Here is a 26,810-nt window from a genome sequence, read left to right on the forward strand (position 1 = left end):
CGCTCCACTCCGATACCGGTGAAAGCTAGTATCCCGCCCACTACCGGTGTATGGCGGACCACGACACGGGACGGGCGGGTGATCGGGACGACGATACTGACGGCGAGAAACTCGGAGTGGGAATCGCGGTCGGCATATCCTCGGGGTCGTCATCGGTACCACGACCGACAACCTGGCGCTCTGGCTGCCGATCGGCGTCGCCATCGGCGTCACGATCGGGGTGGGATGGAGCGAGCGCGAGTAATTACGTCCCGTCGGCGGTCCGAATCGTCACGCGCTGTGCATCCGTCTCGTCGCCGTCGCCACGCTCTTCGGCAACGACGTACTGGACCTCGACGATCAGCGATTCGTCGCTGTGCGGCTGGATCGCCTCGTAGAGCCGATCGGCCAGCCCCGACTCCGGGCTCGGGTCCTGCCCGGAGACCGTGACGACGACCCGTTCGACCGATTGGATCGGATAGTTGCCGTCGAGTTCCACCGCGACGTCGTCGACTTCGCGGTCGTCGTACTCGGGTTCCGCGAGCACCGCTTCGACCTCCGCTTCGGCCGACGACTCGAGTTCGGTCGTGTGGAACTCGAGCAGGGTGACGCCCGCCAGCGGCGCGGCCAGCACCAGCAGGCCGACCCCGAAGATCGCCGCGTAGGTGTAGGTCGGCGTCCGGGTCGGCGACACCTCGAACAGCCCCTGCGGACGGTAGCCGGCGACCCACAGCGTCGCCAGCGCGGCGAGGTTGATCGACAGGAGGTTGACGATCACGAGGACCGCGGCGCCGATCGCCGCGCCGGACATCCCCCAGGCGACCGTGATCCCGACCGCCGCCGACGGCGGAATGAGCGCCGCGGCGATCATGACGCCGACGATGGCCTCGGAGAACCCTCGTGTGAGACTCAGGATACCGGCGATCCCGGCGCCCAGCGCGACGGCCAGCGAGAACAGGTTGGGCGCGACCCGCTCCTCGAGTTCCGTCGCGACGACGATGTCGACTCCGCCGGGCTCGAGGCCGGCGAACCGGGCGAGCGTCGCGAGCCCGATCGAGGCGAGGACGACTATCGCCACGCCGATCAGTTGGTAGCGGAAACCCGTCGACTTGAGCCGGTCGTCGCCGGTGACGATGCCGACGTTGGCGGCGAGCGCGGGCCCCAGCAGGGGCGCGATGACCATGGCGCCGATCACGACCGCAGGCGAGTCGGCCAGCAACCCGGCCGTGGCGACGACGGCGCTGATCAGCAGCATGACCGCGTAGATCGTAAACGGCGGCGTGAGTTCGTCGGCCTTCGTGCGCAACACCTGCCTCGAGGTGCGAGCGCCGAGCTGACCGCCCCGACTGTACCGATCCCGGAGCGACGAGAACTGCTCGGAGAGGACGGTCTCCGCGTTGATCACGACGACGCTCGCCTCGTCGCCGATGCCGGCCCGCTTCAGCCGATCGAGGAGCGGCTCGACCGCCCGCGTCGGAACGGGAAACCGAACGACGGCGGCGTACCCTCGCCCGCTGGTCTCGTCGCTGACGACGTAGTTGATTCCCTCCTCCTCGAGGATGTCGAGCACGGCCCGTCGCTTCCCCTCGGGCACCGTGACCTCCAGATAGCGCATACTGTGGTGACAATCGATCCGCGGATAGTACCGGGGGTGGCAGTGGACGGGGTGATGCGGGGGACGGGCGTGGGATCGACGGCAGCTCGCGACGGGAATCCGTCAGTGGTCGGTGCCGACGATCCCGCAGGCGATGGCGTCGGGGTCGTCGATCGCCTCGCCGTCGACCGCGTCCGGGTCCAGCAGCAGGATCGTGTCGTCGGGCATCTCGTCTTCGACCTGGACTGCCCGCCCCAGCACGTCCTCGAGTTCGTCGACGTCGTCGACGTCGAACTCCCGCTCGACGAGCAGTTCGGCGTTGGCCCGCGAGAGGACGAAGACGAGCTCACCGGGCGCGGTACCCTCGCTCTCCTCCGCCTCGAGCAACTCCGACAGCGCGTCGGCGTCGACCGCCTCGAGCGACCGGATCGTCACGCGTTCGGTGTCCGAACCGGGGGCGTTGTCCGACTGCGTGCGGAGGCGGGCGGCCAGTTCCTCGAAGTCGGTGGTCGAATCTATCGGGGTGTCGCTACGCGAGCCCATATCGGAGATCCAGTAGCGCCGGCCTTGAGGATGTGGCTGGCCAGTTCCGGTGGCGCTCGAGTCCCGGCGGCCGCCCCGAACAGCGGGGCGCGTCAGCCGGGCCGGGTGCCGACGGTGATCAAGCAGAACGAGGCGACGGTGACGGCGAACGTGAGCGCCACGGCGACGGCGTAGCCGTCGGTGTACGCGACGCTCGCGGTCCCGAGGGGCGGCATGGCCAGCGCGCTGATTCCCGCCGCGACGTTGAAGAGGCCGACGATCGCGGTGTCCTTGTCGGTGCCGTAGATCCCCATCAGGAGCGGGATGTACAGCGTCGCGGTGCCGCCCAGCCCGAGGCCGAGCAGGAAGACGCCGACGGCGAGCACCGACAGCTGCGAGGCGAACAGAAGTACCACGCCGGCGACCGAACAGCCGAGCGAGGCGAGGAACGCCCGTCTGGCGCCGACCTCGTCGGCGATGTAGCCGCCGCCGATCCGCGAGATGATGCTCACGCCGCCGACGAGGCCGAACGCGGTCGAGGCGGCCGACGCGGACAGCCCGCGGGCGGCGAAGAGGTCGATCGCGAACGCGGCGAGCAGCTGGTACCACGAGAACGCGAGCGCGATGCCGACGAACAGCAGTTTGAACGTTCGCGTTCCGGCCAGTTCACCGACCCACTCGAGCAGTTCGCCGGTCGTCGCGGTCGAGCCGTCCGCCCACCGCGGGCGCCGGCACGCGAGTCCCGCGAGGAGGAAGGCGACTGCGGTCACCGACATGACGAGGAGAAACCCCCGGCGGACGCCGAAGCGCGCGATGACGGACTGCCAGATCGGCGGCAGGAGAAAGAGGCCGAGCCCGTTACCCACGAAGATCAGTCCCGTCGCGGCGCCGCGGCGCTCGTCGAACCATCGCGGCACGATCGACGCGAGCAACACGTACACCGTCCCGAGCGCGAGGCCGAGCAGCGCGAACACGACGGTCAGCCCGAGGTACGACTCCGCGACGTACAGCGACGGGGCGATCAGCCCCGCGGTCGCGGCACAGGTGACGATCACCGCCCGCGCCGGGATCCGCGCGGCGAAGACGCCAACCGCCCCGGAACCGATGAAGAAGGTGAACAGCATGACGGAGAACACGCTCGAGAGGGTGACCGGCGCGATGCCGAACGCCTCGCTGAACGGCTCCCGGAAAATGCCGTAGGAGAGCGGCGTCCCGAACGTGAACACCATGCCGAGCGCACCGACGAGCGCCACGAGCCAACTCCGTCGGCTATCGGGCCGCTCCGGGGAATCGGTCGTCACGACGGGGCGTACCCCACACCGCGGCGAAAGCGTTTCGACTCGAAACTCGATCACGCGAGGGGACGACCGTCGACTCTGCGCTCGAGTTCGAACGCAGCGCGCTACTGGCCCGCTGCTGATCCGCTACTGGTACTGCGGCAGTCGATCCGACCGATCCGATCCCTCGATGAACGGCAGTTCGGTTACCGTCGCGGGGACCTCCTCGCCGCCGACGCGGACCGTCAGCGCCTCGCTCTCGAGGCCGTAGTCGACGAGCGCGAGCGCGATGACGTCCTCGAGCAGCGGGCTCTCGCCGGCGCGGGTCACGTCGCCGACAGACGCGTCGCCGTCGAAAACGGCCGCGCCGGCGTCGGGGACCGCTGACGATTCGGTCTCGCCGCCCGCACCGGTCTCGAGGGTCAACCCCACCAGTTTCCGGCTGGGTTGGCCGCGGTTCTCGACGCGGGAGACGACCTCCTGCCCGACGTAACAGCCCTTCTCCCAGTCGAGCGCGTTGCGCAGGCCGAGCACGTTGGGGAGCGTCCCCTCGAGTTCGGTCTCGAAGAGGGGCGACCCGGCCTCGAGCGCGAGGCTCTCGAAGGTCCGGTAGCCGAAGGGGGCGGCGTTGAGCCCCTGCGTCTCGAGGGTGTCGTGGACGGCTTCGGCGTCGTCGGCCGCGCAGATCACCTCGTAGCTCTCCTCGCCGGTCAGCGCGTCGGTGCGGACGACGGTCACGCCCTCGTCGCCCATCGTCCCCCGGACGAAGGTGTAGCGCTCGTCGGGCGATGCGGCGCCGTTGAGCACGCTGGCGACCTTCTCGGTGGCCGTCGGCCCGTGGACGCCGAAGATGGCGTAGTCGTCGGTCGCGACGCGGATCTCGACGTCCTGAATGAACACCTTCTCGGACCAGTCCTCGGCCAGCGGGTCGGCCTTCGAGGGCGGCGTGAAGAGGAGGAGGCGCTCGCCCGCGTTGTAAATGTAGAGTTCGACCTCGATACCGCCCTGCGGGTCGAGGACGAGCGCGTAACAGCCTCGCCCGTCCTCGTCGGGCACGCGATTCGAGACGACGTTGTCGACGTACTCCAGTCGGTCCTCGCCCTCGACGACGATCACGCCGTAGGCCATCTCGATCAGGCCTACGCCGTTACGGACCGCGCGGTGGGTGCGTTCGGGCCGTCCGAAGTGTTCGACGATCCTGCGCCCGTCCCGCTCGCCGAACGTGGCCCCGTGATCCGCGTGAATGGACTCGATGACGGTCATGCGTATGCAGTGTGCCCTGAGCGTATCAGGCGTTTCGATTCAAAAGGGAAGCCGCTCGCGGAGCCAGTCGACGATCGACTGGTCGTCGGGCTCGTCGGTCGGTGCCTCGGGAATGACCCTGTCGTCGGGTTTGATCACCGTGTCGCTCCCCCCGGACTCGACGACGATCAGGCCGTCGTCCTTCAGCGTCGACAGGGCGTCCTCGAGTTCGTCGATGTCGACCTCGACGGCCGCGCGGAGTTCGAAGACGCTCATTCCTTCCTCGGTCCGGTCGACGAGCGCGTCGAGTACCGCCACCTCCGTCTCGGCCCGGTCCCGGTACTCCCGCTTTGCTCTCATCCGTCTCCCCATTCGACGACCGGGGATTTGACGTTTGTCGTTCGATCGGTCGCCGGGGTCGGTCGAACCGTCGGCGTCGCGGCGACTGGTCGACGCGACCGGACGTCTCGAGAGGCAGTACGTTTTTTATGGTGTGACTGGGTACGGTGTGACTATGGCCCTTCGATGTTCGCTGCTCGGACACGACTACGGGGAGACCGAAGTCGACCGCGAGCGCGAGGAACGGGGCAGCGAAGTCGTCGTAACCGTCCAGGAGTACGAGGAGTGTGACCGCTGTGGTGACCGCAACGTCATCAGCGAGAACACCGAAGTAACGAGCCTCTCTGCCGGAACGGACGCCGATTTGCGCCCCGACGAACCCGAACTCGAGTCCACGACCGACGGCGATGCGGACGCCGTCGAATCAGCCGCCGACGCCGCGGACGGCGAACCCGACGCCGACACCGACGAGGATGCCGAATTCATCGACGCCGACGAGGCGGCTCCGGCGACCGCCGCCGCGGCCGATACGGACGACGAGGAGTTCGACGTCCCGACCGACGAGAACGGCGACCCGGTGACCGACGACGGCGAGATCCTCGAAGACGACGACGAGGATCCGAAGCCGGACCGCGACCGCGACCACGGCGAGTGGCCCGACTCCGACGACGTCGGTCCGCCGGTCGGCAGCGAGAACGAACCGACCGACTGGCCCGACGACGACGCCCCGGCCGACGCCCCCACCGACGACCCGGTCGACGACGACCCGGACCCGGCCACTGACGACGCGGTGGTCCTCGAGGACGACTCGAATCCGATCGGGAACTCGGGCGAGTCCCCCGCGGCGGCCGACGCCAGATCGGTGACCGCGGATCCGTCGACCACGACCGAACCCGCAGCGAGCGGAAGCGAGCCAGCACGGACCGGGTCGACCGACGGCACGGGTGCCGGAAGCGGAATCGAGCGTGCGACGTCGGCGACGCCGCCCGGCCAGGGCGACGGCCCGCGCGACGACGTGCCCACCGAGTTCTACTGCCCGCGGTGTGAGTACGTCGCGGCCGGCGACCGCGGTTCGCTGCGCGCCGGCGACATCTGTCCCGAGTGCCGGAAGGGCTACCTCGGCGAGCGCGAACGGCGCTGACGCCGTCTCGCGACCGTCACCGGCTCCGATTCGGTGCCGTGAAAATTCGCTTCGGCCGGCCGCGAATCGACCGTCTCCTCGAGTCGACGCTCTCGATTCGAGCGCCGACTGTCGAATCTCCGGAACGTTAGCTATGAAAAGAGGTAAACCGGCCGCCGTGCATCACCAATCCATGAAGGAGTACAAGATGCGTCGCGGTGAGTACCTCGAGGAGCGAATCCCCGATATGGAGGCCACTGTCCAGGATTACTTCGGCCCCATCACCGATACGGAGGAGTTCAAGGGGAGCGACCTCTTCGTGATCGGCGAACCCGACAACCCCGTCTTCGAGAAGGTCGTCGTCGGGACGGTCGAGTACTCCGGCAAGAAGGACAAACTCGCCGTCGAGTTCTACGAACGCGACCCGACCGAACTCGGTCCGGACGAACTCGAGGCCGCCGGCGAGGCCGTCGACGCCAAGAACGACTTCCTGCTCGAGGCGACCGGCCGTGACGCCAAGTCCCGTCGCGAGTCGATGAAACGCGCCGTCGAGGACGACCCCGACCACGACTTCTGACGACCCCGTTTGTACTCGGTCAGGCTCCGCCAGCGCGGAGCGGAATCGCCGCGTCAGCACGTAGCGGAATCGCCGCGATTCGGTGACGGTACGCCGGACGCTACCGACGGCGTATCGATCGGTGTGCGGATCGACGGCACTGCCGGGACAGCGACGACTAGTCGCGATCGGCGCGGCGTTCGTGGACCTCGACCAGCCGCGCGCCGGAACTCCGGGAGACGAGATCGATGATATCGCCGACTTCGACCTCGTTGAAGTCCAACCGGGCGACCGTCGTCAGTCGGCAGTCGTCGCTCCCGGGTTCGCAGACGCTGATCCGATACTCGACGCCCTCGAAGTGGGCCTCGAGTTTCTCGGCGAGCGAGTCGGAGATGACGAGGGGCTCGTCGGGATCGATCTCGAGGTCGTCGTGGAGTTCGAGGTAGAACGGGCCGTCGGCGGGATCGTACCGGCGAACTGCCACGTCTGCCGGTTCGTCGTCGCCACGCGGATAGAGCCGGATCGCCTTCTCCGCGACCTCGACGCGGTCGGCGATACCGAGTCGGGCCGCACAGCCCGCGAGCAGGAGCGACGGCACGGTAGCGAGAAACCCACGTCGGTTCACTACTGGAGTCCTTCGATGACGGTAGTGGTGTACTTTTCCCCAGCAAGAATCGACCGACGAATGAGTCCGAAACGGCTTTCACCGGGCCGCGAGAGTCCATGGACGATGGAACTGACCGCGTTCCTCGCCGCGACGCTGGTCGCCCACGTCTGCTTCGCGATATTCGTCACCGGCCACGCCGTGGTGACCGATCGGGACGCCGGGAACTGGCCGTACGTCACGCTCGCGCTGGGAATCGCGGGCGTCGCTGCGTACTTCTTCTACGACGAACCGTAGGTTCGGGTCACGGAACCGAACGGGAGGGAGCGACGAGGAAAACGCGTTGCATCCGCTCAGGCGAGGAAGACGTGTCTCGGCCGGTCGGCGAGGACGTCGCGGCCGAACTCGACGGCCTCCGAGAAGGCGTCGCTGCGGAAGAACTGCATCGCGTCCTCGCGGGCGTCCCAGCGGCTGGCGATGAACATGTCGTTCTCGTCCTCGCGGTTCACGAGGAGGTCGGTCTTTCGGTGACCGTCCATCCCCGCGAGGAGGTCGGCGGCGTCCTCGAAGGCGCCGACGAAGTCCCCGCGGTGCTCGGGCTTGACCGTGTAGAACATGCCCATCGTCCCCCAGGAGTCGCCCTCGTCATCGCCCGCCTGACGAACGATATCGGGCAGTTCGGCGAGGAAGCCGGCGGCCGTGTTCGCGGCGCGCTCGGTCTCCCAGAGGCTGACGATCGCCGTCTCCGCGTCGTCGTCGCGCTCGCGGGTTCCCCGCTCGCCATTCCGAGGCGGCTCCGCCGCCTCGCTCGCCTCGTAGACGGCCGTCTTCTCGTGCGTGTCGTAGTGGTCGAAGTTCCCCCGGAGGCCGTCGACCTCCTCGGACAGTTCGTCGGGGTCGGCAGCGGAGTAGAGCACGACCGCGTGGACGTCCTCGCCGTGGGGCTGGCCCGCGTAGACGCCCAGTTCCTCGAGTTCGCTGCGGACGTCTCCGTCGTCGCCGCTTTCATTACCGGAGTCGGCGCCGTGGTGGCCGTCGCCCGACCCGCCGTGGGCGTGTCCGCTCGAGTCACCGTGCGCGTGGTCGTCGGAGCCGTGGTGGTGACCGCCGTGCTCGCTGCCCGCGTGGGGGTGCCCGCCGTGGGCGTCCTCGCCCTCGTGCGGGACGGGGTCGCCGGCGAGGAACGCGCGGAGGTCCGCCGGCGGGAACCGGCGGGCCGAGAGGAACCGGCCGAACTCGGCGTAGCGCGAACTCGAGGGGTCGAAGCGCATCTCGTAGAGCAGGTCCTTCACGTCGGTCGGATCGTCGCCGAAGAGCGTGACGCCCCACTCGAAGTCGTCGAGGCCGATGCTGCCGGAGATGATCTGGGTAACTTTCCCGGCGTAGTCCCGGCCGATGTCGCCGTGGCTCGAGAGGTGTTCGGCGCGCTCATCGAAGGACAGGTCGTACCAGTTGTCCTCGGGGTCGCGGCGCTTGTTCATCGGGTAGAAACTGCAGAACTCGGCGTCCGGAATCGACGGGGTGAGTCGCGACTCGATGTAGCGGGCCATGCTGGCGTCTTCGACCTCCGAGTCGTCCTCGAAGAACTCCTGGGACATGTAGCCCGAGACCTCCGTGACGGAGAGGTAGGAGTCGGCCCGTTCGGTGAACTCGGCCAGCGCAGTTTGCTCGAACCGGCGCTCGAGCGCGTCGAGGTCGCCGAGCGTCGGCCGCAGGTGCAAGACGAGCAGGTCGGCCTTGTGGCCCAGCACCGAGAACGTCGCCGAGTCCCCCTCGTCGGCGTCGGTGACGGACTCGGCGCCGGTCAGGAAGTCGACGCCCTCCTCGATCGCCTGCGACCGACGACGCTCCGGCGCGTCGCGCCAGGCGTCCCAGTCGATCGACCGGAAATCGTGCAGGACGTACCAGCCCTCTTCGGTCTGTGGCGGCTGTCGTCGTTCCATACTCGCGGGTTGGGGTGGAGACGCCAAGAAGGACCGGGTTTCGCGCCAGCACCGATCGCACCCCGGCCGCCGGTTCTCGCGACGACCCGCACGACGGCGCCGGCGGCGAATTCCGGCGACCGAAACCATTTACGTACGCCCGGTCAAACGGCGTCCACATGCGGAAAAGTGGGCCGCCGAAAGGACTCATCGCCTATCTCGTCCTCGAGTTACTCGAGGAGAAGCCCCGGTACGGCTACGAGATCCTGAAAGAGATCCGAGAGATCAGCGGCGGTCACTGGGAGCCCTCCTACGGCTCGGTCTACCCCATCCTCTACAAGTTCGAGGAGAAGGGGTGGACCGAACGGATCGAACGCGAGGACGAACCCGATCGGAAGTACTTCGAACTCACCGACGACGGTCACGCGGAACTCGCGGACCGCCGGGAGAACTGTACCGAGAAGGCCCGGGACTTCGCCGACGTCATCCTCGGCTTCTTCCACGTCTACGCGGCGTTCTCGACGGACGAGCGGTTCGAGATTCCCGACCACGACGGCGAGTGGCGCTTCGACGAGACGTTCAGCGCGTGGATCGTCGAACAGATGGTCCGCCACCACGAACACTACTTCGACAGCGAGTTCGAGCGCGTCGAGGCGACGCCGGACGAGTTCTACGAGCGCCACGGGGTCGACGCGGACCGAGAGGACGACGACGCGGAGGCGGCGGTCGACGGCGACTCCTGATCGCCGGCGCTCGAGCGATGGTCCGCCCGTTCGGCGCTCGTCCAGCGGACCGACACGCCGCGGGCGACGTCGATCAGCGCCTTGACGGCGATGGCGTCGAGGAGCTGTTTGAACCCGACCACCAGCAGCGGCGCGTGCAGGAGGAGTCGCCGGTCGTTCCCGCCGACGGAAAGCGCGACGGCGGCAGCGAGAGTCTGTATCGCGAGGAACGCGGCGAAGAAGACGGCGAGTTCGGCGACCAGCCCGCCCGCGATTGCGAGCGCGATCGCCGCCAGGACGACGACGCCGGCCAGCGGGAGGAACGTCATCGAGAGCGCGAACGGCGGGAGGACGAGCGGTTGGTGACCGCGACGGCCGAGGTCGCGGCCCCGGCGTCGGGGTCGTCGACCAGCGTGGGACGAGGATGGCAGCGACGCGGCCTCGACGCGGGTCGGTTCGCGGACGGTCCCGGCGATGCGGTCCCCCGCTTGCCGGGATCGGAGCTAGCGGAGGAACGGCAGGAACAGCACGGCGAGGAAACTGACGAGCATCGTCAGCCCGATGGTCGTCGTCACCGAGCGGACGTGGCCGCGGGTGGTCTCGAAGGGGAGCCGCGAGACGATCGCTTCGGTACTCGTTCGGAGGATGTGACCCCCGTCGAGCGGGAACGCCGGAATGCAGTTGAAGAAGCCGAGTTGCACGTTGATCCAGCCGGTCCAGAACAGCAGGTTCGCGAGGAAGAAGACCGTGCTATCGCCCAGTGGAGCGAGCGCCCCACCGACCTCGTAGAAGTTCTCCACGCCGCCGGTGAAGCCGGCGAAGTTGAACGGCAGGAAGCCGGCGACGCCGCTCACCGGGAGCATGACCGCCACGCCGATCTTTCCGAGGAAGGAGTCGGTCAAGGCGGTGGACGATCCTCCGTCGCCGCCGAGGACCGACAGGTACGTCCCGGCGGGATACAACTGCACGCCGATCGGGTCGAGTTCGAAGCCGGACGTGCCGGGGTTCTGAAAGACGCCGAGGAAGCCGCTGTCCTGATTCGGGTGCTCACCGAGGGTCACCGCGTACTCGACGCGTTCGCCGTTCATGACTCCCGCGACGGAAACCTCCGCGCCCGGTTCGCTCTCCGTGAGCAGCGCGTCGAGGTCGTCGTTGGAGTAGACGCGCTCGCCGTCGAAGCGCGTGACGACGAGCGTGTCGTCGGTCGGACCGGTCGCTTCCTCGAGCGGACCGTCCTCGGCGACGTCGACGGCGGCGCCGATCGGCACCTCGCGCTCGAGTTCGTCGCCGTCGCGCTCGATCGTCAGCGAGACGGTGGCGTCGTCGCCGACGGCCTCGAAGAAGGCGGCTTCGGTGCCGACACGCTCGCCGTTCACCGCGACGATTTTGTCGCCGGCGGCCAGTCCGCCGGGTCCGTCCTCCATCGCCGTGGTGACGAGCAGCGTTCGCTCGACGGTGGCGGTTCGCTCGCCGTTGATCTCGACCTCGAGTTGCTCGCCGTTGGCGGTCCCGACGGCCTCCTCGAGGTCGTCGTTCGTTTCGACGGGCGTTCCGCCGACGGCGGTGATTCGATCGTTCGGTTCGATGCCGGCTGTCTCGGCGGGGGAGCCGGGTGCGACGCCGCCGACGGCGGCGCCGGATGCGACCCCGATCGAGCCGGCGATCGGGCCGAATAGCAGGGCGAAAGCGATGATCGTCACCGCGAAGTTGTTGGTGACGCCGGCCGCGAACATCCGCGTCTGGCCCCCTCGGGAGGCGTTCTTGCTCTCCTCCTGATCGGGTTCGACGAACGCGCCCATCGGGATGATCGCGAGCATCGCGACGCCCATCGACTCGATCTCGATGTCCTCGACGCGACAGAGCAGGCCGTGACCCCCCTCGTGGACGACCAGCCCGACCAGCAGCCCGAAGACGATTCCGGGCGTCGCGGACAGCGGCAGGAAGTCGTTGACGCCGGGGAAGGGGACGATATTGCGCGGTTGCTGGACGTCGCTTGGCGGCTGCGGCGAGAGGATCGCCGAGATCCCCGCGAAGAGGAACATGACGAACATCGCCACCATGACGACGATGGCGATGCCGACGCCGACGTTCGCCCACGCGCGCCAGAACCGCGTCGGTCCCGCGAGACGGTCGAGAAACGCCCGCCCGCGCTTGGTGTGAAAGGTCAGAATCGGCCCCTGCGTGCCGACGTACTCCGGGAGGAGATCCGCGCGCTGGAGCGCGACGATGGCGAACCAGTAGACGAGCAGGCCGACGGCGACCCACGTCAGCGTCTCCGAACCGGCGAGTTCGGGAACCGAAACGACAGCGAGGAAACCGTGATCCATCGCTCGTATCTCCGGGAGGCGTTCTCAAAGGGCTTTTGACTGTGCCGTCGCCCGCGTATCGGGTCGCGCGGTCGCCTCGAGGCGGTCCGCGTCGCCTCAGCGTTCGCGGCGCAGGCGGGCGACGACGAACTCGCGGTCGACCTTCGCGAGGAACGGGCCGAGCTTCGGCCCCTGTTCCTCGTCGAAAAACAGGCGGTAGCCCGCGCCGAAGAAGTCGCCGACGTCGACGTCGTGGCGCTTGGCCGTCTCGTAGATCTCGCCCTGGAGTTCGTCGGGGTCGACGGGGACGGCCGACTCGACGAAGTCGGCGAGGTCATCGAGGGCCGCCTCGGTGGCCGCGTCGAACTCGTGATCCGGAATCTCCGTGCGCTTGAGTTCGTAGTCGAACTCGTTTCCGGTTCGGCGCGCCCAGTTGCGGGCCTGCTCGACGCGCTCGAGGGCCTGGTCGACCGCCCATTCGGGCGCGTCGTCGGAGATGTGACCCTCCTTGCGGGCGACTTCCTCGCGAAGGTCGGGATCGTCGAACATCCCGAGGACGGCGGCGAAGGTGTAGGGGAGACGGATGCGTTCTTCTCTCGGTTCCTCGACTACGAGTGGATACACCCGCTTCGCGAAGGCCGTCTCGTCCTCGCTGGCCTCGATCTCGTCGAAGTAGATCGCCTCGAGGCGGTCGAACTCGTCGACCAGCTGATCGAGGCGCTCGATGCTGAAGTCCCGCGCCTTCGCGGGGTCCTTCGCGAAGAAGTACCGCAGCACTTCGGGCTCGAGCAGTTCGAGGACGTCCGAGACCAGAATCACGTTCCCTTCCGAAGAGGAGAACGGCTCGCCCTCGAGGGTGAACCACTCGTAGACCATCGGAACGGGTGGTTCGATCTCGAGAACGTTGCGGGCGACGTCCTGGCCGCTGGGCCAGGAGCCCTCGGCGTGGTCCTTGCCGAAGGGCTCGAAGTCGACGCCCAGCACCTGCCACTGGGCGGGCCACTCGAAGCGCCAGGGAAGTTTCCCCTCCCGCAGCGTGGCGGTGCCCTCGTGGCCGCAGCCGTCGATGGTCCGGTCGCCGGCGTCCATATCGGTACAGCGGTAGTCGACGGTACCGGCCTCGCCGGCGTCGAGGTCGACGCTCGTCACCGTCTCGGTGATCTTGCCACAGTCCTCGCAGATCGGATTGAAGGGAACGTAGTCGCCGTCCGCGTCGACCTTGTCCTGGTACTGCGAGAGGACCTCGCGTGCGCGCTCGCGGTGCTCGAGGACGAAGCGCGTGACGGCCTCGAACTCGCCGGATTCGTACATCTCCGTGTTCGAGACGAGGTCGATCGGCACGTCGACGGCGTCGGCGCTGTCCTGGATGATGGTCGAGAAGTGGTCGCCGTAGGAGTCACAGCAGCCGAACGGATCCGGGATGTCGGTGTAGGGAGCGCCGAGGTTGCGCCCGAGCGCACCCGCGTCGACCTCGCCGAGATCGACGAGGGTGCCCTCGAGGTCACAGAGGGTGCGGGGCAGCTTGCGCAGCGGGTCCCGGTCGTCGGCGGTGAAGACCTGGCGGACCTCGTGACCGCGCTCGCGCAGGACTTCCGCGACGTAGTAGCCGCGCATGATCTCGTTGACGTTCCCGAGGTGGGGAACGCCGGAAGGCGAGATGCCGCCCTTGACGACGATCGGTTCGTCAGGCTCTCGCGCTTCGACGCGGTCCGCGACCGTATCGGCCCAGAAGGCGTGTCGTGCGTCGTCGCCATCCTCGTGCTGGAGGGTATAGGGACTCTCCGCGTCCGCGCCGGCATCGGGCTCCGTCGCGTCATCGTGTTCGGTGCTCATCGTTCGTCGCTGGCCCAGTAGGTCGGTTCCTCGCCGGCGCCCTCGGGGATGATGTCGGTCCCGTCGTGGTCGCCGTACCGGACGGCGCGGGCGATCCGGTCGGGATCGGTGCCGTCTAAGACGATCGTGCGCATTCCCGAGCGCTCGATGATCTTCGCCGCCAGCAGGTCGACGGGCGCCGAGGCGCCGGCGTTCATCTCGAGGCCGGCGATCACGTCGACCAGTTCCGTCGCGGAGAGGGAGTCGTACTTGGTCGCCTCGGGGTTCTCGTTCGGATCGTCGCTGTAGACGCCGGGGACGCTCGTCGCGTAGACGAGGAGGTCGGCGTCGATGTACTCCGCGAGCGCGGCGCCGACGGCGTCGGTCGTCTGGGCCGGCGCGACGCCGCCCATGACGCAGACGTCGTCCCGACGGAGCGCCTCGCTGGCCTCCTCGTAATCGAGGGCCGGCGCGGTGACGGACTCCTCGCCGAGCGCGGCGATCAGCAGGCGCGCGTTGAGTCGGGTGACGTCGATACCCAGTTGATCGAGTTCGATCTCGTTGGCCCCCAGATCGCGAGCGGCCGAGATGTACTCCCGGGCGACGCCGCCGCCCCCGACGACGGCGCCGACGCGACAGCCGTCCGCGACGAGGTCTTCGACGACGGCCGCGTGTTCGGCTACCCGATCCGCGCCCGGTTCGGGCACGAGCACGCTCCCGCCGATAGAGACGACCACTTTCATACTACCCCGGTGTAACCGGGTTGCTATCTTAAGGGTTGCCAACTCCGGACCGGCGCGCGTGTCCCCCTCCAACACGCGGGGCGGTCTCGAGGCCGTCGGAATCGAAGCGACACCGTGCGCGACGGCTCCTCGAGCACGGTGGTGGTCACTGAGCGCAACAGCTACCGTCGAGAGAACTGGTTGTCACTGCGCGCGAGGGCGGCCCGACGACTCGAGCGACACCACGAGCGCCGCCCGATTCCGGCTCCGTGCATAGCTGACCGGGTGCGGCTCCGTGCATAGCTGACTGGCCGCGGCTCCCGGGCGGGACTGAAAGGGGCGACTCGCTGCGCGCGAGCGCGCAGCGAGTCGGGGCTTTCGTCGACAGCTACAAAGTCCGACGCCCCCATGAGTCGTGCATGCACGTACTCGGCGTTCTCGATCGCGGGGCCGGCGGCGATGCCCTCGAGCGGGTCCTCGACCGCCTCGTCGATCGACTCGAGCGGGAGGGACGGGTGGGCGTCGTCAAGTACGACGCGACGATCGCGGACGGGACGGCCGTCCACGACTCGACGACGGTCGGCGGCGACGTCAGCTACGATCTCGGCGCCGACGGCGACTGGACCGCCTCCGGGACGGGAATGACGGTCGGCGACGCCCTCGATCAATTGGCGACCGACTGCGAGTACGCCGTCGTGGTCGGCATCGACGATCTCAGACATCCGACGGTCGTCGTGGGCGCGGCCGACGCCGACGGCGAGGACGTCCTCGCGGCCGCCGAGGCGCCCGGCGACCTCGACCCGGACGCCGTCGCGGCCGAACTCGCGGCGCGAGAGCCCTACGAGACCCTCGAGTCGCTGGTCGAGCGCGTCAAGCGGTCGCCGGCGGCCGACCGCGCGGGTGCGATCGCCACGTTCACCGGCCGCGTCCGCGCGAAAGACGACGCGGACGACGCGCGCACCCAGTACCTCGAGTTCGAGAAGTACGAGGGCGTCGCCGACGAGCGCATGGCGGCCCTCGAGACGGATCTCGAAGCCCGCGACGGCGTTCTCGAGGTCGAACTCTACCACCGCACGGGCATCGTCGAGGACGGCGAGGACATCGTCTTCGTCGTCGTGCTCGCGGGGCACCGCGAGGAGGCGTTTCGGACCGTCGAGGACGGGATCAACCGGTTGAAAGACGAGGTTCCGCTGTTCAAGAAGGAGGTGACGGTCGAGGACGAGTTCTGGGTCCACGAGCGATCGTAATACTTGATTTCGTGAATATTTCGTTCAAAATAGGTCAACCGTCTCGGAACGCGACGTTCTATGAATCTGGATTATTCGGGGCACGATAATAGGTTAGAGACGGTTATAAAACGTCTAGGTCACTCTCAGCGTTCAATAAATATTCAATGATTCGAGAATAAAACGTCGATTACCCCCCAGATCGTTGAACACAAACGAAATGCCGCTAACCATCCGCCCTTTATAACATCTATACCCAACAACGGATGGATGTCGATGAGCACGACAGCCCAACCCTCCACGGAAAGCAAAGAACGCCGCCTGAAGCGCTACCTTCGCGAACGTGCCGAAGACGGAGAGCTGTACTTCAAAGGCAAGTTCATCGCGGACGACGTCGGGATGTCCCCCAAAGAGATCGGCGCGTTGATGGTCAAACTCTCGGACTCGGTCACCGACCTCGAGATCGAGAAGTGGTCGTACACGAGCGCGACCACGTGGCGCGTCGCTCCGGCCTGAACGCGACACCGCGGACACCCTGCGGTCGCAGCCGCCGGTCCTCCTGACCTCCGACTCGGCGGCGCCTCCCGACCGTCCGCCCTGCGTGCCGGCGCGTCACCGACGCTACCCGGCCACACGCGGCGGTATCCCCGCTTCCTCCCCGTTTTTGCTGCCGGTCCCATCGGGACCGCTACCGTTCTGTATCGGAGATAGTCACGCCCGCCGACAGCAGTCGATTTATACGACGCGGCCCTGAATCACCGGTGATGGACGACGCCGAATCGCCCCGGTTCGGACCCTCGCGGACCGACGAGTCGGCCCCGCGGGACGGCCCGTCACTCGAGCGTATCGAGTCGGTGTTTCGGGTCTACGAGACGCGAACCGAGGACGATCAGCTGGTGTACTACGGCGATCCCCGGATCCATCCGGAGCGGGCGATCCGGGAGCTGTGGCCCGCCTTCAGGAAGGCAGGATACGAGCCCGAGTTGACCACCCGGCACGGCGAGTACGTCATCGTCGCCGAGCCGATCAGCGTCGGGATCGACGGCATTCCGTGGACGAACATCCTGCTGCTGCTCGCGACGATCTGTTCGACGCTGTTCGTCGGCGCGTTCTGGTGGTATCCGGCGATCGATCCGATCGGCAATCCGGCCGACATCGTTCGCGCGTGGCCCTTCTCCGCCGCGGTGCTGACGGTGCTCGGCGTCCACGAACTGGGACACTACGTGATGAGCCGCTACCACCAGGTCGACGCCTCGCTGCCGTACTTCATTCCGGTCCCGACGATCATCGGGACGATGGGCGCGGTGATCAAACTGAAGGGGCGCATGCCGGATCGACGGGCGCTGTTCGACATCGGCGTCGCCGGGCCGCTGGCCGGGTTGGCCGCGACGGTCGCCGTCGCCATCGTGGGCCTCCACATGCCGCCCGTGATCGTTCCCGAGCCGCTCGTCCCGGACGGCGACGAGACCGCGTTTCAGCTGGGGATCCCGCCGCTGCTCGAGTTCCTCGCGGTGGCGCTCGATCGGCCGCTGTACGGCGACGACCCGACGCGGAACGTCAATCCCGTCGTCATCGGCGCCTGGGTCGGCATGTTCGTCACCTTCCTCAACCTGATCCCGGTCGGCCAACTCGACGGCGGTCACATCCTCCGGGCGATGGCCGGCGACCTCCACGAGACGATCAGCGCCCTCGTTCCGGGCGCGCTGTTCGCCCTCGCCGGCTACCTCTACTACGTCGGCGGCTACGGCGTCCAGACGGTGTTCATCTGGGTCTTCTGGGGCGTTCTGGCCGTCATCCTCGCGTCGGCGGGCGCGGCCCATCCGATCACCGACGATCGGCTCGGCACCTGGCGGTTCGCCGTCGGCGTCGTCACGTTCGGCCTCGGGCTGCTCTGTTTCATGCCGGTTCCGATCTCGATCGTCCAGTAACCCGTCGGTCCGGCCCCGTCGTCGCGTTCGTCGTCGTTCACTGCGGAACCGGGCTCAGTGCGTGTAGCCGCGGTCCGCGAGTCGGTCGCCGTCCACCGTGATCCCCGCCGCGGGTTCGGTCACCGAACCGATCACCGAGAGTTCGACGTCGGTCGCGTCTCGAGTCGCCTCGAGCGCCGCGTCGGGTACCGTCGCGACGAGTTCGAAGTCCTCGCCGAAGGTGAGCGCCCGCTCGAGGACGTCCTCGCCGTCGGCGACGTCGAGCAGCGCGTCGGCGACCGGGATCCGCTCCGCCTCGACGGCGAACCCGCAGTCGCTGGCCTCCGCTAACTGGTGTAACGACCGGGCGAGGCCGTCGCTCGAGTCCATCATCGCCGTCGCGTGGGGTTCGAGTACTCGGCCTGCGGCGACGCGGGGTTCGAACCGGAACAGTTCGTTCGCGCGCTCGAGGGTCTCCTCGTCGATATCGTCGGCTTCGCTTCCGTCCGCTCGAGCGCCGCGCTCGAACAACTCGAGTGCGGCCGCGCTCCGGCCCAGCGTGCCGGTGACGACGACGCGGTCGCCGGGCCGGGCGCCGCTCCGGCGAACGGGGTCGTCGGCGCGGCCGACGGCAGTCGTCGACACGGTGAACTCGTCGTGGTTGTCGAGATCGCCGCCGACGTACTCGGCGTCGACGCGCTCGCAGACGTCTCGGGCGCCGCCGACGAAGGCGAGCAGTTCGTCGGGATCGAACTCGGGGGCCGCGTAGGCCGCCACGGCGGCCGTCGCCTCGGCGCCCATCGCCGCCACGTCCGACAGCGACGCGCCGACGGCCCGCCAGCCCGCCGTGTAGCGGGTCGTTCCCGGCGGGAAGTCCGTCCGCTCGTGGAGCATGTCCGTCGTGAGCACGAGCCCGTCGACGACGGCGGCGTCGTCGCCGGCGGCCTCGAGTTCGCCCTCGAGCAGCGTCAGGGCGGCGCGCTCGTCCATGCCTCTCCGTTTCGGGCCCAAGACGAAAAACGGACCGGACCGAGGCGCCTCCGCGTCTCGAGACGGCGCTGTGCTCGCCCGTCGCTGAAACCCCTGCGAACGATCGGCACGCCCCCGCTGCGCGGGACAACGATGGCCTTAAATGCCGCGGACGGAAACCACACGCCAATGGCTACGATGTACGACGTTCCGGCGGACGACCTCATCGAGGCGGTCGCCGACGATCTCGAGGAACGGCTCGACGAACCCGACTGGGGCAAGTTCGCAAAGAGCGGCGTCAGCCGCGAACTGCCGCCCGAACAGGAGAAGTTCTGGGCGCGACGCGCCGCGAGCCTCCTGCGGAAGGTCTCCGACCGCGGACCGATCGGCGTCGAGCGACTGTCGACGGAGTACGGCGGCTCGAAGGGCGGTTCCAACCGCTACCAGGTCGCCCCCGCCAAGCGCGCCGACGGCTCGAAGAACCTCATTCGAACGATCCTCCAGCAACTCGAGGAGGAAGACCTCGTCGAGACCGCTGAGGGCGAGGGGCGACGCATCACCCCCGAGGGACAGAGCCTCCTCGACGACACCGCCGGCGCCGTCCTCGAAGACCTCGACCGTCCGGAACTCGAGCGCTACGCGTAACGCGGGATCGATTCCAGTTTTCCCGAAACACCCCCTCCAGCGACGGCAGTCTCGACGACCGTCCGAAATCATTTTCCGCTCCGCAACCGAACACGTCGATAGCTATGAGTGGCTCACCCGACGAGGAGAAACTCGAGGAGCTGCGACAGCAGAAGATGGAACAGCTACAGGAGCAAGCCCAGGGCCAGCAGGGCGACGCCGGACAGGAGGCGGCCCAGCAACAGGCCGAGGCCCAGAAGAAGGCGGTCCTGCGCCAGCACCTGACCGACGAGGCGCGCAAGCGGCTCAACACGGTCAAGATGAGCAAACCCCAGTTCGGCGAGCAGGTCGAACGGCAGGTCGTCACCCTCGCTCGGAGCGGTCGCATCCAGGGGAAGATCGACGACGAGAAGATGAAACAGCTCCTCCAGGAGCTGAAGCCCGACTCCCAGAGCTTCGACATCAAGCGCCGCTGATGGAGCTCGGCGTGCTCTACAGCGGCGGCAAAGATTCGACCCTCGCGGCCCTTCTCCTCGAGGAGTTCTACGACGTCACGCTGGTCACCGGCCACTTCGGGATCAGCGACGACTGGAAACACGCCCGCGAGACCGCCGCGGCAATGGGCTTCGCGTTCGATCGCCTCGAACTCGACCCCGACGTCGCCCGCGAGGCCGCCGCCCGGATCCGCGAGGACGGCTTCCCGCGAAACGGCATCCAGCAGGTCCACCGGCACGCACTCGAGCGACTCGCCGAACGGGAGTACGACGCCATCGCCGACGGCACCCGCCGGGACGACCGCGTCCCCACGGTCTCCCGCGCCCAGGCCCAGAGCTTAGAGGACCGCCACGAGGTCGACTACATCGCGCCCCTGTCGGGGTTCGGTCGCACCGCCGTCGACCGACTCGTCGACGCCCGACTCGAGGTGACCGTCGGCCCAAGCGAGGAGATCGATCGGGCCGACTACGAGGCGGAACTCCGGGCGATCATCGCCGACGAGTACGGGCCCGGAGTCGTCGACGAACTCTTCCCGGATCACACGCAGACGTACGTGACCGGCGTCCGCCGAGAAAAGGAGTGACTCGACTCGGAGACGTTCTCCCGACGGGCGAAGCCGAAACCGAGTCGGTTACTGTGTGACCGAGTCGATTACCGAGTGAACTCGAATCGAGCGCCGCCGTCCTCGCTTTCAGTAACCGTCACGGACCAGCCGTGGGCGTCCGCGATGGCGCGGACGATAGCGAGCCCCAGTCCCGACCCCTCCTCGGACGTCGAGTACCCCTGTTCCAGGATCTTGTCCCGTTCGTCCTCGGGAATGCCCGGACCGTCGTCCGCGACGAAGAAGCCGCCGGGACGGGGACCGACGCGGACGTGGACGTCCTCGCGGCCGTGTTCGATCGCGTTGCGAAAGAGGTTCTCGAAGAGCTGTTTCGCGCGGAGGGGGTCGACCTGTAGCGTCCGGTGGTCGACCACCTCGTAACTCGCGTCGCCGGTCGCCGTCGACGACCAGGCGTCACCGGCGAGTTCGGCTAGGGGGACCTCGTAGGTCTCCTCGACCTGCGTCCCGCTGCGGGCGACCGACAACGACTCCTCGATCAGTTCGTCCATCCGCTCGAGAGCGGCGTCGACCTCCATCAAGTGGTCGGCGTCGCCGGTCTGAAACGCGGCGTCGAGGCGCCCGCGCGCGACGCCCAGCGGGTTCCGCAGGTCGTGGCTGACGACGCTCGCGAACTCCTCGAGGCGTTCGCTCTGGCGGCGGGCCTCGCGGGTCGCGGCCCGCTGTTTGATATCGTAGACGCCGGCGACGGTGCCGGCGCCGACGCCCATCGTCCCGCTCATCAACAGCAGGTACAGCGGCGAGCGGGCGCCGAGCCCGTCGAGGTAGGCGATGTAGAGGTGGAGCGCCGCGACGACGAACGCCGCGAGGAAGCCCCCCAGCCCGTACGCGAAGACGGTAAGGCGGTCCCGCGCCGCCACGTCCTGGGCGACGAGGAAGCGGTCGACGAGGACGACCGCCGTCGCGGTCGCGAGGGGGAAGATGCTCTCGAGGAGGGTCTTCGTCGAGAGGGTCTCGCCCGCGATGCGGATGCCGATGGTCGCGGCGAGGACGAGCCCCAGAATCGACAGCGGCGATACCGGTAGCTGATCGCTGATGGTGGCGACCCAATCGTCGTCGGCGACGCGTTGCACACGGATACGCTCGACGCAAGAGGGTATCAAGTTACGGGAGAAGCTCAGCCCCGTTTGAGTCAAAATAACTGAACTGTCCGCCGAACCAAACTATTCGACCGGTGCTGTGGACCCCGTCTCCGAACGGAAGGATAGAAGTTCGCCGTTCTCGAACGACTCTCCATGTACGACCGGATCAAGGGCTTTCGCGACTTCTATCCCGGCGAGATGGCCGCGCGGCGGGAGACCATCGACGCGATAGAGGACACCGCTCGCCGCTACGGCTTCCGCGAGATCGGCACGCCGGCCGTCGAGCGCGCCGAGATGTGGACCGACAAGAGCGGCGACGAGATCGTCGACGAACTCTACTCCTTCGAGGATCAGGGCGGACGCCACGTGACGCTGACGCCCGAACTGACGCCGACCGTTGCGCGGATGGTCGTCGCCAAGCAACAGGAGCTCTCGAAGCCGATCAAGTGGTTCTCGACGCGCCCCTTCTGGCGCTACGAGCAGGTCCAGCAGGGCCGTCAGCGGGAGTTCTACCAGACCAACGTCGACATCTTCGGCTCTTCGGAGCCAGAAGCCGACGCCGAGATCCTCGCGTGGGCCGCCGACGCCCTGACGAACCTCGGGCTGACCGGCGAGCACTTCGAGTTCCGCGTCTCCCACCGCGACATCCTCGGCGGCGTCCTCGAGAGCTACGACGCCGACGTCGACACCGAGGCGGCCATCCGCGCGGTCGACAAGTCCGAGAAGATCTCGCAGGCCGAGTATCACGACCTGCTAATCGGCGCCGGCCTCTCTGCCGACCAGGCCGCCGAGTTCGACGACCTCGTCTCGAGCGGCGACCTCGAGGCGGTCGAGTCCGTTGCCGACACCGATCGCGTCACCGCGGCGGTCGAGAACCTCCAGAACGTGCTCGAGGCCGCCGCGGACTTCGGCGCCCGCGAGTACTGCACGATCTCGCTCGAGACGGCCCGCGGACTCGACTACTACACCGGCGTCGTCTTCGAGTGTTTCGACTCGGCCGGCGAGGTCTCGCGGTCGATCTTCGGCGGCGGTCGGTACGACGACCTGATCGAGGGCTTCGGCGGCCAGCCGACGCCCGCGGTCGGCGTCGCACCCGGCCACGCCACGCTGTCGCTGCTCTGTCAGCGCGCGGGCGTCTGGCCCGAGGAGGCGGTGACCACGGACTACTACGTGCTCCAGATCGGCGATACGCGGCCCGAGGCGGCCCGGATCGCCCGCGACCTCCGCGAGCGCGGCCACGTCGTCGAGACCGACGTCGCCGGGCGCTCCTTCGGCGCGCAGTTGAACTACGCCGACTCGGTCAACGCCGAGACGGTCGTCGTCGCCGGTGAGCAGGACCTCGCGAACGACGAGGTGACGATCAAGGACATGGAATCGGGCGACCAGACGCAGGTGCCCGTCGACGAGTTCCCCGGCGACCTCGAGCGGCCCACGTACGACGACTTCGAGTGAGCGGGAAGACGAATCGAGTGGGTGGGTAGACGAGGAGCGCATCGCGGAGTCGGTCCTCGCGGGGAGAACGCAGTCGGTCCTGGCGAGGAGAATGTTGAAGAGCGTGTGCGGGCGATACCGAGACGATGACAGAGGACGACGCGGGATTTTCGGAGCTCATCGGACTCGAGTTCACCGACGCGGGCGACGGCTACAGCCGCGGCACGCTGACCGTCTCCGACCGGTTGACCAATCCGAACGACGTGTTGCACGGCGGGGTCGCGTACACGATGGCCGACTCCGGGATGGCGGCCGCCCTGCAGTCCGAGATGACGGCCGACGAGCGCTGTGCGACGATCGAGATCAAGATCAGCTACCTGGAACCGGTGACCGAGGGGACGGTGACCTGCGAGTCCACCGTCGTTCGACGGGGCGGTTCCGTCGCTTTCCTCGAGTCCGAGGTCCAGCAGGAGGGCGCGTCGGTCGCTCGCGCGACGGGATCGTTCTCCATCTTCGTCCCCTGAGGGAATCGCGTCCCCGACGCAGGCCCCACCATTAATGGCGACGCCAGCGTACGACGCCCGATGGCCGACAGCCGCCCGAACGTTCTGTTCGTCCTGACCGACCAGGAGCGCTACGACTGCAGCGCCCCCGACGGGCCGCCGGTCGAGACGCCGGCGATGGATCGGCTCTCGAGCGACGGGATGCGCTTTTCACGGGCGTTCACGCCGATCAGCATCTGTACGAGCGCTCGAGCCTCGCTCATGACCGGCCGGTTTCCCCACGGCCACGGGATGCTCAACAACAGCCACGAGGCCGACGCGATCCGGCCGAATTTGCCGCCGGAGCTGCCGACGTTCTCCGAGGCGCTGGCCGAGAGCGGCTACGAGTGCAGCTACACGGGCAAGTGGCACGTCGGCCGCGACCAGACGCCCGAGGACTTCGGCTTTGCCTATCTCGGCGGCAGCGACAAACACCACGACGACATCGACGAGGCGTTCCGCGAGTACCGCGCGGAGCGCGGGGTACCGCTCGGCGAAGTCGACCTCGAGGAGGAACTCTACACCGGGGACGATCCGCGCGATACGAGTTCGGGGACGTTCGTCGCCGCCAAAACGCCGGTCGACGTCGAGGAGACCCGCGCGTGGTTCCTCGCCGAGCGGACGATCGACGCGATCGAGGCCCACGCCGGTGACGAGAGCGGCGCGAGCGAGGGGGCTGACGGCGACGCGCCGTTCTTCCACCGCGCGGACTTCTACGGCCCCCACCACCCCTACGTCGTCCCCGAGCCGTACGCCTCGATGTACGACCCCGACGAAATCGAGCCGCCCGAAAGCTACGCCGAGACCTACGAGGGGAAGCCGCAGGTCCACGAGAACTACTACCGCTACCGCGGCGCCGACGGCTTCGACTGGGAGCACTGGGCCGAGGCCACCGCGAAGTACTGGGGGTTCGTCTCGCTGATCGACGACCAGCTCGAGCGGATCCTCGAGGCGCTCGAGAATCACAACGTCGCCGACGAGACGGCCGTCGTCCACGCCTCGGATCACGGCGACTTCGTCGGGAACCACCGGCAGTTCAACAAGGGACCGCTGATGTACGACGACACCTACCGGATCCCGCTGCAGGTGCGCTGGCCTGAGGTCGTCGACCCCGGATCCACCTGCGAGGCGCCCGTCCACCTCCACGATCTGGCCGCGACGTTCCTCGAAATCGGCGGCGTCGACGTCCCCGAGAGCTTCGACGCTCGGAGTCTCGTGCCGCTTCTCGAGGCCGGCGGGGACGCAGACGCAGTACCCGAGGGGTGGCCCGACTCCACCTTCGCCCAGTACCACGGCGACGAGTTCGGCCTCTACACCCAGCGGATGGTCCGCACCGACCGGTACAAGTACGTTTACAACGGCCCCGATATCGACGAACTGTACGACCTCGAGGCGGACCCCGCCGAGTTGCAGAACCTGATCCACCACCCCGACTACGCCGACGTACGCGAGGAACTGCGAGAGCGGCTGATCGGGTGGATGCGCGAGACGGACGATCCGAATCAGGGGTGGGTTCCGGACGTGCTCGAGGACGCGTCGTAACCGATCCAGCCGAGATACGTGCGGTGGCGCGCGCTGTGCCGTGGTGAGTGACGAACGAACCACGGCACGAAATCGTGCGAGGGACGAACGAGCGGAGCGAGTGAGTCGGCTGGGGAGGGTGTGGCGCTCCCTGTGGCCACGGTAGCAGGAAACCCGTCAGGGCCGTCGGCGTTCACTCGAGTACGATCCGCTCGCGCTCGAATCGCTCGTCATCACCGTCCTCCCGCCACCGCCACGAGCTGACCTCGAGCGGCTCGAGCGAGACGATCAGAGACGACCGATCGGGCCACGTCGCCTGCGCTTCGTCGGTCGCGCTCGGCTGCGCCGGCCCGCGGGGATGGGAGTGGTAGAAGCCGACGATCTCCTCGCCGCGAGCCTCGAGGCGCTCGAAGATCGCGAGTTGTTCCTCGGGATCGATCCGGTAGCGCGTGCGGGGCGTCTCGGCGACGTTGGTCGCAGGATACTGCGAGCGGACGCGACTCCGACCTTCGCGCTCGAAGTCACCGCCGAAAACTCCGCAGATCTCCTCGGGAACGCCGTCGCGGGCGCGCTCGAGGATTCGATTCCGAATCTCGCTTGGAACGACGAGTTCGGCGTCGGAACTGCGTTCGGACGTCATCGATCGAGTCAGGCGTCCGCCTCGAGCCCCGCTCGCTCGGTCAACCGCTCGAACGGCACCGCGATCTCCTCGAGCGCGACGGGCGGCGTTTCCTCGTCGAACAGGTCGGGCTGGACGATCGGGGCCAGCGCCTCGAGCGTGTCCACCAGCCGCGGCCCGGGCCGATTCAGATAGTGGTGGCCGTCCATCGCCCAGACGCGGCCCTCCCGAACCGCGGTGAGATCCTCCCAACCCGCGCGCTCGGTGAGGTCCGCTGCGTTTGCCGCGGTCTGCTCGAGGTCGAACCCGCAGGGCGCGACGACGACCAGTTCGGGGTCGTACTCGCGGATCTCGTCCCACTCGCGGGGACTCGAGCGCTGCCCCGCGTCGGCCAGTCCGTACTCGCCGCCGGCCCACTCGACCAGGTCGGCCGTCCAGTGGCCCGCGACCATGACGGGATCGGTCCAGTCGAAAATGGCGACGCGCGGGCGGTCGTCAGGCTCGAGATTAGCGTCGGCGGTTCGCTCCCGGACGCCGTCGATGCGGGACTCGAGGCTGGAACGGACCTCGCGAGCGTGCTCCTCGCGGCCCGTCACGCGGCCGATCCGCTCGAGGTCGTCCAGAACGTCCGCGACGCTGTGGGGATCGGTAGTGAGGATCTCGGGGTCTGCATCGTCGTCGGACTGCGTCCGACTGCTCGAGGCGCGTCGCGCCTCGTTGATTTCCTCGACCGCCGCTTCCACGACCGCTTCGTCGACCGCGCAGACGTCGCACATCCCCTGGGTGACGATCAGGTCCGGCTCGAGGTCCTCGAGCAGGTCCGTGTCGACGTCGTACACGCCCCCGGCGTCCGCGGTCTCGAGCACCTGCTGGTCGATCTCTCCGCTCGAGGCGTCCGCGTCGATTCTCGAGTCAGTTACCGCGGGCAGCGACTCGACGCCGGGCGGGTAGTCGCACTCGTGGGAGACGCCGACCGGTTCGATTCCGAGCGCGGCGACGGTTTCGGTCGCCGAGGGGAGCGTCGTGACGATTCGCATGGCTGAGTGTAGGGCCGGGGG

General features: G+C 68.0%; 29 protein-coding genes. 14 read left to right on the forward strand and 15 right to left on the reverse strand.

What is annotated here, in order from left to right; genetic code table 11:
- Window positions 1-184 precede the first annotated feature (184 nt).
- Window positions 185-244: a hypothetical protein gene (locus J0X25_RS40040; protein ID WP_486606263.1), complete on the forward strand. Its 60-nt coding sequence runs from the start codon at window positions 185-187 to the stop codon at window positions 242-244.
- Here J0X25_RS40040 and J0X25_RS23885 read toward each other — a convergent pair whose 3' ends face one another.
- The 5 genes from J0X25_RS23885 to J0X25_RS23905 form a co-directional block, all read right to left on the reverse strand.
- Window positions 245-1,594, reverse strand: coding sequence for a TIGR00341 family protein (locus J0X25_RS23885; RefSeq protein ID WP_207290055.1), 1,350 nt, complete (start codon window positions 1,592-1,594; stop codon window positions 245-247).
- Between the two features lie 102 nt (window positions 1,595-1,696).
- A complete protein-coding gene (locus J0X25_RS23890; protein ID WP_207290056.1) occupies window positions 1,697-2,116 on the reverse strand; it encodes a hypothetical protein in 420 nt (139 codons plus the stop codon).
- A 92-nt stretch (window positions 2,117-2,208) separates the two neighbouring features.
- On the reverse strand, window positions 2,209-3,396 hold the full coding sequence (locus J0X25_RS23895) for an MFS transporter (RefSeq protein ID WP_225896729.1): 1,188 nt from the start codon (window positions 3,394-3,396) through the stop codon (window positions 2,209-2,211).
- Window positions 3,397-3,519: 123 nt separating this feature from the next.
- Window positions 3,520-4,635 carry a CAF17-like 4Fe-4S cluster assembly/insertion protein YgfZ gene (gene ygfZ, locus J0X25_RS23900; protein WP_207290057.1) on the reverse strand — a complete coding sequence of 372 codons (1,116 nt, stop codon included), beginning with the start codon at window positions 4,633-4,635 and terminating at the stop codon, window positions 3,520-3,522.
- Window positions 4,636-4,674: 39 nt separating this feature from the next.
- On the reverse strand, window positions 4,675-4,974 hold the full coding sequence (locus J0X25_RS23905; RefSeq protein WP_207290058.1) for a DUF6432 family protein: 300 nt from the start codon (window positions 4,972-4,974) through the stop codon (window positions 4,675-4,677).
- Between the two features lie 154 nt (window positions 4,975-5,128).
- On the opposite strand from J0X25_RS23905, the gene J0X25_RS23910 reads away from it, so the two are divergent.
- A complete protein-coding gene (locus J0X25_RS23910; RefSeq protein WP_207290059.1) occupies window positions 5,129-6,094 on the forward strand; it encodes a DUF7093 family protein in 966 nt (321 codons plus the stop codon).
- Window positions 6,095-6,266: 172 nt separating this feature from the next.
- A complete protein-coding gene (locus tag J0X25_RS23915) occupies window positions 6,267-6,650 on the forward strand; it encodes a DUF5611 family protein (protein WP_207290060.1) in 384 nt (127 codons plus the stop codon).
- Window positions 6,651-6,807: 157 nt separating this feature from the next.
- Here the strand turns inward: J0X25_RS23915 and J0X25_RS23920 are convergent, their stop codons facing one another.
- Window positions 6,808-7,254, reverse strand: a complete 447-nt coding sequence (locus J0X25_RS23920; protein ID WP_207290061.1) for a hypothetical protein — start codon at window positions 7,252-7,254, stop codon at window positions 6,808-6,810.
- Between the two features lie 105 nt (window positions 7,255-7,359).
- Between J0X25_RS23920 and J0X25_RS23925 the strand changes: the two genes are divergently transcribed.
- On the forward strand, window positions 7,360-7,530 hold the full coding sequence (locus J0X25_RS23925) for a hypothetical protein (protein ID WP_207290062.1): 171 nt from the start codon (window positions 7,360-7,362) through the stop codon (window positions 7,528-7,530).
- A 56-nt stretch (window positions 7,531-7,586) separates the two neighbouring features.
- On the opposite strand, the gene J0X25_RS23930 is transcribed toward J0X25_RS23925, so the two are convergent.
- Window positions 7,587-9,176, reverse strand: a complete 1,590-nt coding sequence (locus J0X25_RS23930) for a heme-binding protein (RefSeq protein WP_207290063.1) — start codon at window positions 9,174-9,176, stop codon at window positions 7,587-7,589.
- A 158-nt stretch (window positions 9,177-9,334) separates the two neighbouring features.
- Here J0X25_RS23930 and J0X25_RS23935 point away from each other — a divergent pair, with 158 nt between their 5' ends.
- Window positions 9,335-9,898 (forward strand): PadR family transcriptional regulator, encoded by a 564-nt coding sequence (locus J0X25_RS23935; RefSeq protein WP_207290064.1) that lies wholly within the window; start codon window positions 9,335-9,337, stop codon window positions 9,896-9,898.
- Here J0X25_RS23935 and J0X25_RS23940 read toward each other — a convergent pair.
- The 4 genes from J0X25_RS23940 to pyrH all read right to left on the reverse strand — a co-directional run bounded on the left by J0X25_RS23940 (window position 9,826) and on the right by pyrH (window position 14,738).
- Window positions 9,826-10,206, reverse strand: a complete 381-nt coding sequence (locus tag J0X25_RS23940; RefSeq protein WP_207290065.1) for a hypothetical protein — start codon at window positions 10,204-10,206, stop codon at window positions 9,826-9,828. The two genes, J0X25_RS23935 and J0X25_RS23940, sit on opposite strands and share 73 nt — an antisense overlap.
- Before the next feature lie 174 nt (window positions 10,207-10,380).
- Window positions 10,381-12,204, reverse strand: a complete 1,824-nt coding sequence (locus tag J0X25_RS23945) for a site-2 protease family protein (RefSeq protein WP_207290066.1) — start codon at window positions 12,202-12,204, stop codon at window positions 10,381-10,383.
- Between the two features lie 96 nt (window positions 12,205-12,300).
- Window positions 12,301-14,016 carry a lysine--tRNA ligase gene (gene lysS, locus J0X25_RS23950; protein WP_207290067.1) on the reverse strand — a complete coding sequence of 572 codons (1,716 nt, stop codon included), beginning with the start codon at window positions 14,014-14,016 and terminating at the stop codon, window positions 12,301-12,303.
- Window positions 14,013-14,738: a UMP kinase gene (pyrH, locus tag J0X25_RS23955; RefSeq protein ID WP_207290068.1), complete on the reverse strand. Its 726-nt coding sequence runs from the start codon at window positions 14,736-14,738 to the stop codon at window positions 14,013-14,015. The genes lysS and pyrH overlap by 4 nt, the downstream gene beginning before the upstream one ends.
- 398 nt (window positions 14,739-15,136) lie before the next feature.
- On the opposite strand from pyrH, the gene J0X25_RS23960 reads away from it, so the two are divergent.
- The 3 genes from J0X25_RS23960 (at window position 15,137) to J0X25_RS23970 (ending at window position 17,871) form a co-directional block, all read left to right on the forward strand.
- Window positions 15,137-15,964, forward strand: a complete 828-nt coding sequence (locus J0X25_RS23960) for a molybdopterin synthase (protein ID WP_207290069.1) — start codon at window positions 15,137-15,139, stop codon at window positions 15,962-15,964.
- A gap of 249 nt (window positions 15,965-16,213) precedes the next feature.
- A complete protein-coding gene (locus tag J0X25_RS23965) occupies window positions 16,214-16,459 on the forward strand; it encodes a DUF7123 family protein (protein ID WP_207290070.1) in 246 nt (81 codons plus the stop codon).
- Window positions 16,460-16,707: 248 nt separating this feature from the next.
- The gene (locus J0X25_RS23970; RefSeq protein WP_207290071.1) at window positions 16,708-17,871 is read left to right on the forward strand and encodes a site-2 protease family protein; all 1,164 of its coding nucleotides are present in this window, start codon (window positions 16,708-16,710) and stop codon (window positions 17,869-17,871) included.
- 54 nt (window positions 17,872-17,925) lie between these two features.
- On the opposite strand, the gene thiL is transcribed toward J0X25_RS23970, so the two are convergent.
- The gene (gene thiL, locus J0X25_RS23975; protein ID WP_207290072.1) at window positions 17,926-18,840 is read right to left on the reverse strand and encodes a thiamine-phosphate kinase; all 915 of its coding nucleotides are present in this window, start codon (window positions 18,838-18,840) and stop codon (window positions 17,926-17,928) included.
- Window positions 18,841-19,008: 168 nt separating this feature from the next.
- Here thiL and J0X25_RS23980 point away from each other — a divergent pair, with 168 nt between their 5' ends.
- The 3 genes from J0X25_RS23980 (at window position 19,009) to J0X25_RS23990 (ending at window position 20,521) form a co-directional block, all read left to right on the forward strand.
- On the forward strand, window positions 19,009-19,464 hold the full coding sequence (locus tag J0X25_RS23980; RefSeq protein ID WP_207290073.1) for a 30S ribosomal protein S19e: 456 nt from the start codon (window positions 19,009-19,011) through the stop codon (window positions 19,462-19,464).
- Window positions 19,465-19,568: 104 nt separating this feature from the next.
- Window positions 19,569-19,919 carry a DNA-binding protein gene (locus J0X25_RS23985; RefSeq protein WP_207290074.1) on the forward strand — a complete coding sequence of 117 codons (351 nt, stop codon included), beginning with the start codon at window positions 19,569-19,571 and terminating at the stop codon, window positions 19,917-19,919.
- The gene (locus tag J0X25_RS23990; protein ID WP_207290075.1) at window positions 19,919-20,521 is read left to right on the forward strand and encodes a DUF7411 family protein; all 603 of its coding nucleotides are present in this window, start codon (window positions 19,919-19,921) and stop codon (window positions 20,519-20,521) included. Before J0X25_RS23985 ends, J0X25_RS23990 begins: the two co-directional genes overlap by 1 nt.
- A 68-nt stretch (window positions 20,522-20,589) precedes the next feature.
- Here J0X25_RS23990 and J0X25_RS23995 read toward each other — a convergent pair whose 3' ends face one another.
- The gene (locus J0X25_RS23995) at window positions 20,590-21,630 is read right to left on the reverse strand and encodes a sensor histidine kinase (RefSeq protein WP_207290076.1); all 1,041 of its coding nucleotides are present in this window, start codon (window positions 21,628-21,630) and stop codon (window positions 20,590-20,592) included.
- 162 nt (window positions 21,631-21,792) lie between these two features.
- Between J0X25_RS23995 and hisS the strand changes: the two genes are divergently transcribed.
- The 3 genes from hisS (at window position 21,793) to J0X25_RS24010 (ending at window position 25,154) form a co-directional block, all read left to right on the forward strand.
- The gene (gene hisS, locus J0X25_RS24000; protein ID WP_207290077.1) at window positions 21,793-23,091 is read left to right on the forward strand and encodes a histidine--tRNA ligase; all 1,299 of its coding nucleotides are present in this window, start codon (window positions 21,793-21,795) and stop codon (window positions 23,089-23,091) included.
- Between the two features lie 125 nt (window positions 23,092-23,216).
- Window positions 23,217-23,594, forward strand: a complete 378-nt coding sequence (locus J0X25_RS24005; RefSeq protein WP_207290078.1) for a PaaI family thioesterase — start codon at window positions 23,217-23,219, stop codon at window positions 23,592-23,594.
- Window positions 23,595-23,654: 60 nt separating this feature from the next.
- Complete coding sequence (locus J0X25_RS24010) at window positions 23,655-25,154, forward strand: sulfatase family protein (protein WP_207290079.1); 1,500 nt, start codon at window positions 23,655-23,657, stop codon at window positions 25,152-25,154.
- A 172-nt stretch (window positions 25,155-25,326) separates the two neighbouring features.
- Here the strand turns inward: J0X25_RS24010 and J0X25_RS24015 are convergent, their stop codons facing one another.
- Both J0X25_RS24015 and J0X25_RS24020 read right to left on the reverse strand, forming a co-directional pair.
- Window positions 25,327-25,773 carry a desampylase gene (locus J0X25_RS24015; protein WP_207290080.1) on the reverse strand — a complete coding sequence of 149 codons (447 nt, stop codon included), beginning with the start codon at window positions 25,771-25,773 and terminating at the stop codon, window positions 25,327-25,329.
- Between the two features lie 8 nt (window positions 25,774-25,781).
- Window positions 25,782-26,789 carry an ABC transporter substrate-binding protein gene (locus J0X25_RS24020; protein WP_207290081.1) on the reverse strand — a complete coding sequence of 336 codons (1,008 nt, stop codon included), beginning with the start codon at window positions 26,787-26,789 and terminating at the stop codon, window positions 25,782-25,784.
- Window positions 26,790-26,810 lie beyond the last annotated feature (21 nt).

This window comes from Haloterrigena alkaliphila (genome assembly GCF_017352155.2).
GTDB lineage: Archaea > Halobacteriota > Halobacteria > Halobacteriales > Natrialbaceae > Haloterrigena > Haloterrigena alkaliphila.

Coding starts and splice junctions, on each gene's coding strand:
- J0X25_RS23910 (WP_207290059.1), top strand. CDS start 5,129: ATGGCCCTTCGATGTTCGCTGCTCGGACACGACTACGGGGAGACCGAA.
- J0X25_RS24010 (WP_207290079.1), top strand. CDS start 23,655: ATGGCCGACAGCCGCCCGAACGTTCTGTTCGTCCTGACCGACCAGGAG.
- J0X25_RS23905 (WP_207290058.1), bottom strand. CDS start 4,974: ATGAGAGCAAAGCGGGAGTACCGGGACCGGGCCGAGACGGAGGTGGCG.
- J0X25_RS23890 (WP_207290056.1), bottom strand. CDS start 2,116: ATGGGCTCGCGTAGCGACACCCCGATAGATTCGACCACCGACTTCGAG.
- J0X25_RS23960 (WP_207290069.1), top strand. CDS start 15,137: ATGCACGTACTCGGCGTTCTCGATCGCGGGGCCGGCGGCGATGCCCTC.
- J0X25_RS23885 (WP_207290055.1), bottom strand. CDS start 1,594: ATGCGCTATCTGGAGGTCACGGTGCCCGAGGGGAAGCGACGGGCCGTG.
- J0X25_RS24015 (WP_207290080.1), bottom strand. CDS start 25,773: ATGACGTCCGAACGCAGTTCCGACGCCGAACTCGTCGTTCCAAGCGAG.
- pyrH (WP_207290068.1), bottom strand. CDS start 14,738: ATGAAAGTGGTCGTCTCTATCGGCGGGAGCGTGCTCGTGCCCGAACCG.
- J0X25_RS23940 (WP_207290065.1), bottom strand. CDS start 10,206: ATGACGTTCCTCCCGCTGGCCGGCGTCGTCGTCCTGGCGGCGATCGCG.
- J0X25_RS23965 (WP_207290070.1), top strand. CDS start 16,214: ATGTCGATGAGCACGACAGCCCAACCCTCCACGGAAAGCAAAGAACGC.
- J0X25_RS23915 (WP_207290060.1), top strand. CDS start 6,267: ATGAAGGAGTACAAGATGCGTCGCGGTGAGTACCTCGAGGAGCGAATC.
- lysS (WP_207290067.1), bottom strand. CDS start 14,016: ATGAGCACCGAACACGATGACGCGACGGAGCCCGATGCCGGCGCGGAC.
- J0X25_RS23970 (WP_207290071.1), top strand. CDS start 16,708: ATGGACGACGCCGAATCGCCCCGGTTCGGACCCTCGCGGACCGACGAG.
- J0X25_RS23985 (WP_207290074.1), top strand. CDS start 19,569: ATGAGTGGCTCACCCGACGAGGAGAAACTCGAGGAGCTGCGACAGCAG.
- J0X25_RS23925 (WP_207290062.1), top strand. CDS start 7,360: ATGGAACTGACCGCGTTCCTCGCCGCGACGCTGGTCGCCCACGTCTGC.
- J0X25_RS24020 (WP_207290081.1), bottom strand. CDS start 26,789: ATGCGAATCGTCACGACGCTCCCCTCGGCGACCGAAACCGTCGCCGCG.
- ygfZ (WP_207290057.1), bottom strand. CDS start 4,635: ATGACCGTCATCGAGTCCATTCACGCGGATCACGGGGCCACGTTCGGC.
- J0X25_RS23990 (WP_207290075.1), top strand. CDS start 19,919: ATGGAGCTCGGCGTGCTCTACAGCGGCGGCAAAGATTCGACCCTCGCG.
- J0X25_RS23980 (WP_207290073.1), top strand. CDS start 19,009: ATGGCTACGATGTACGACGTTCCGGCGGACGACCTCATCGAGGCGGTC.
- J0X25_RS24005 (WP_207290078.1), top strand. CDS start 23,217: ATGACAGAGGACGACGCGGGATTTTCGGAGCTCATCGGACTCGAGTTC.
- J0X25_RS23945 (WP_207290066.1), bottom strand. CDS start 12,204: ATGGATCACGGTTTCCTCGCTGTCGTTTCGGTTCCCGAACTCGCCGGT.
- J0X25_RS23930 (WP_207290063.1), bottom strand. CDS start 9,176: ATGGAACGACGACAGCCGCCACAGACCGAAGAGGGCTGGTACGTCCTG.
- thiL (WP_207290072.1), bottom strand. CDS start 18,840: ATGGACGAGCGCGCCGCCCTGACGCTGCTCGAGGGCGAACTCGAGGCC.
- J0X25_RS23935 (WP_207290064.1), top strand. CDS start 9,335: ATGCGGAAAAGTGGGCCGCCGAAAGGACTCATCGCCTATCTCGTCCTC.
- hisS (WP_207290077.1), top strand. CDS start 21,793: ATGTACGACCGGATCAAGGGCTTTCGCGACTTCTATCCCGGCGAGATG.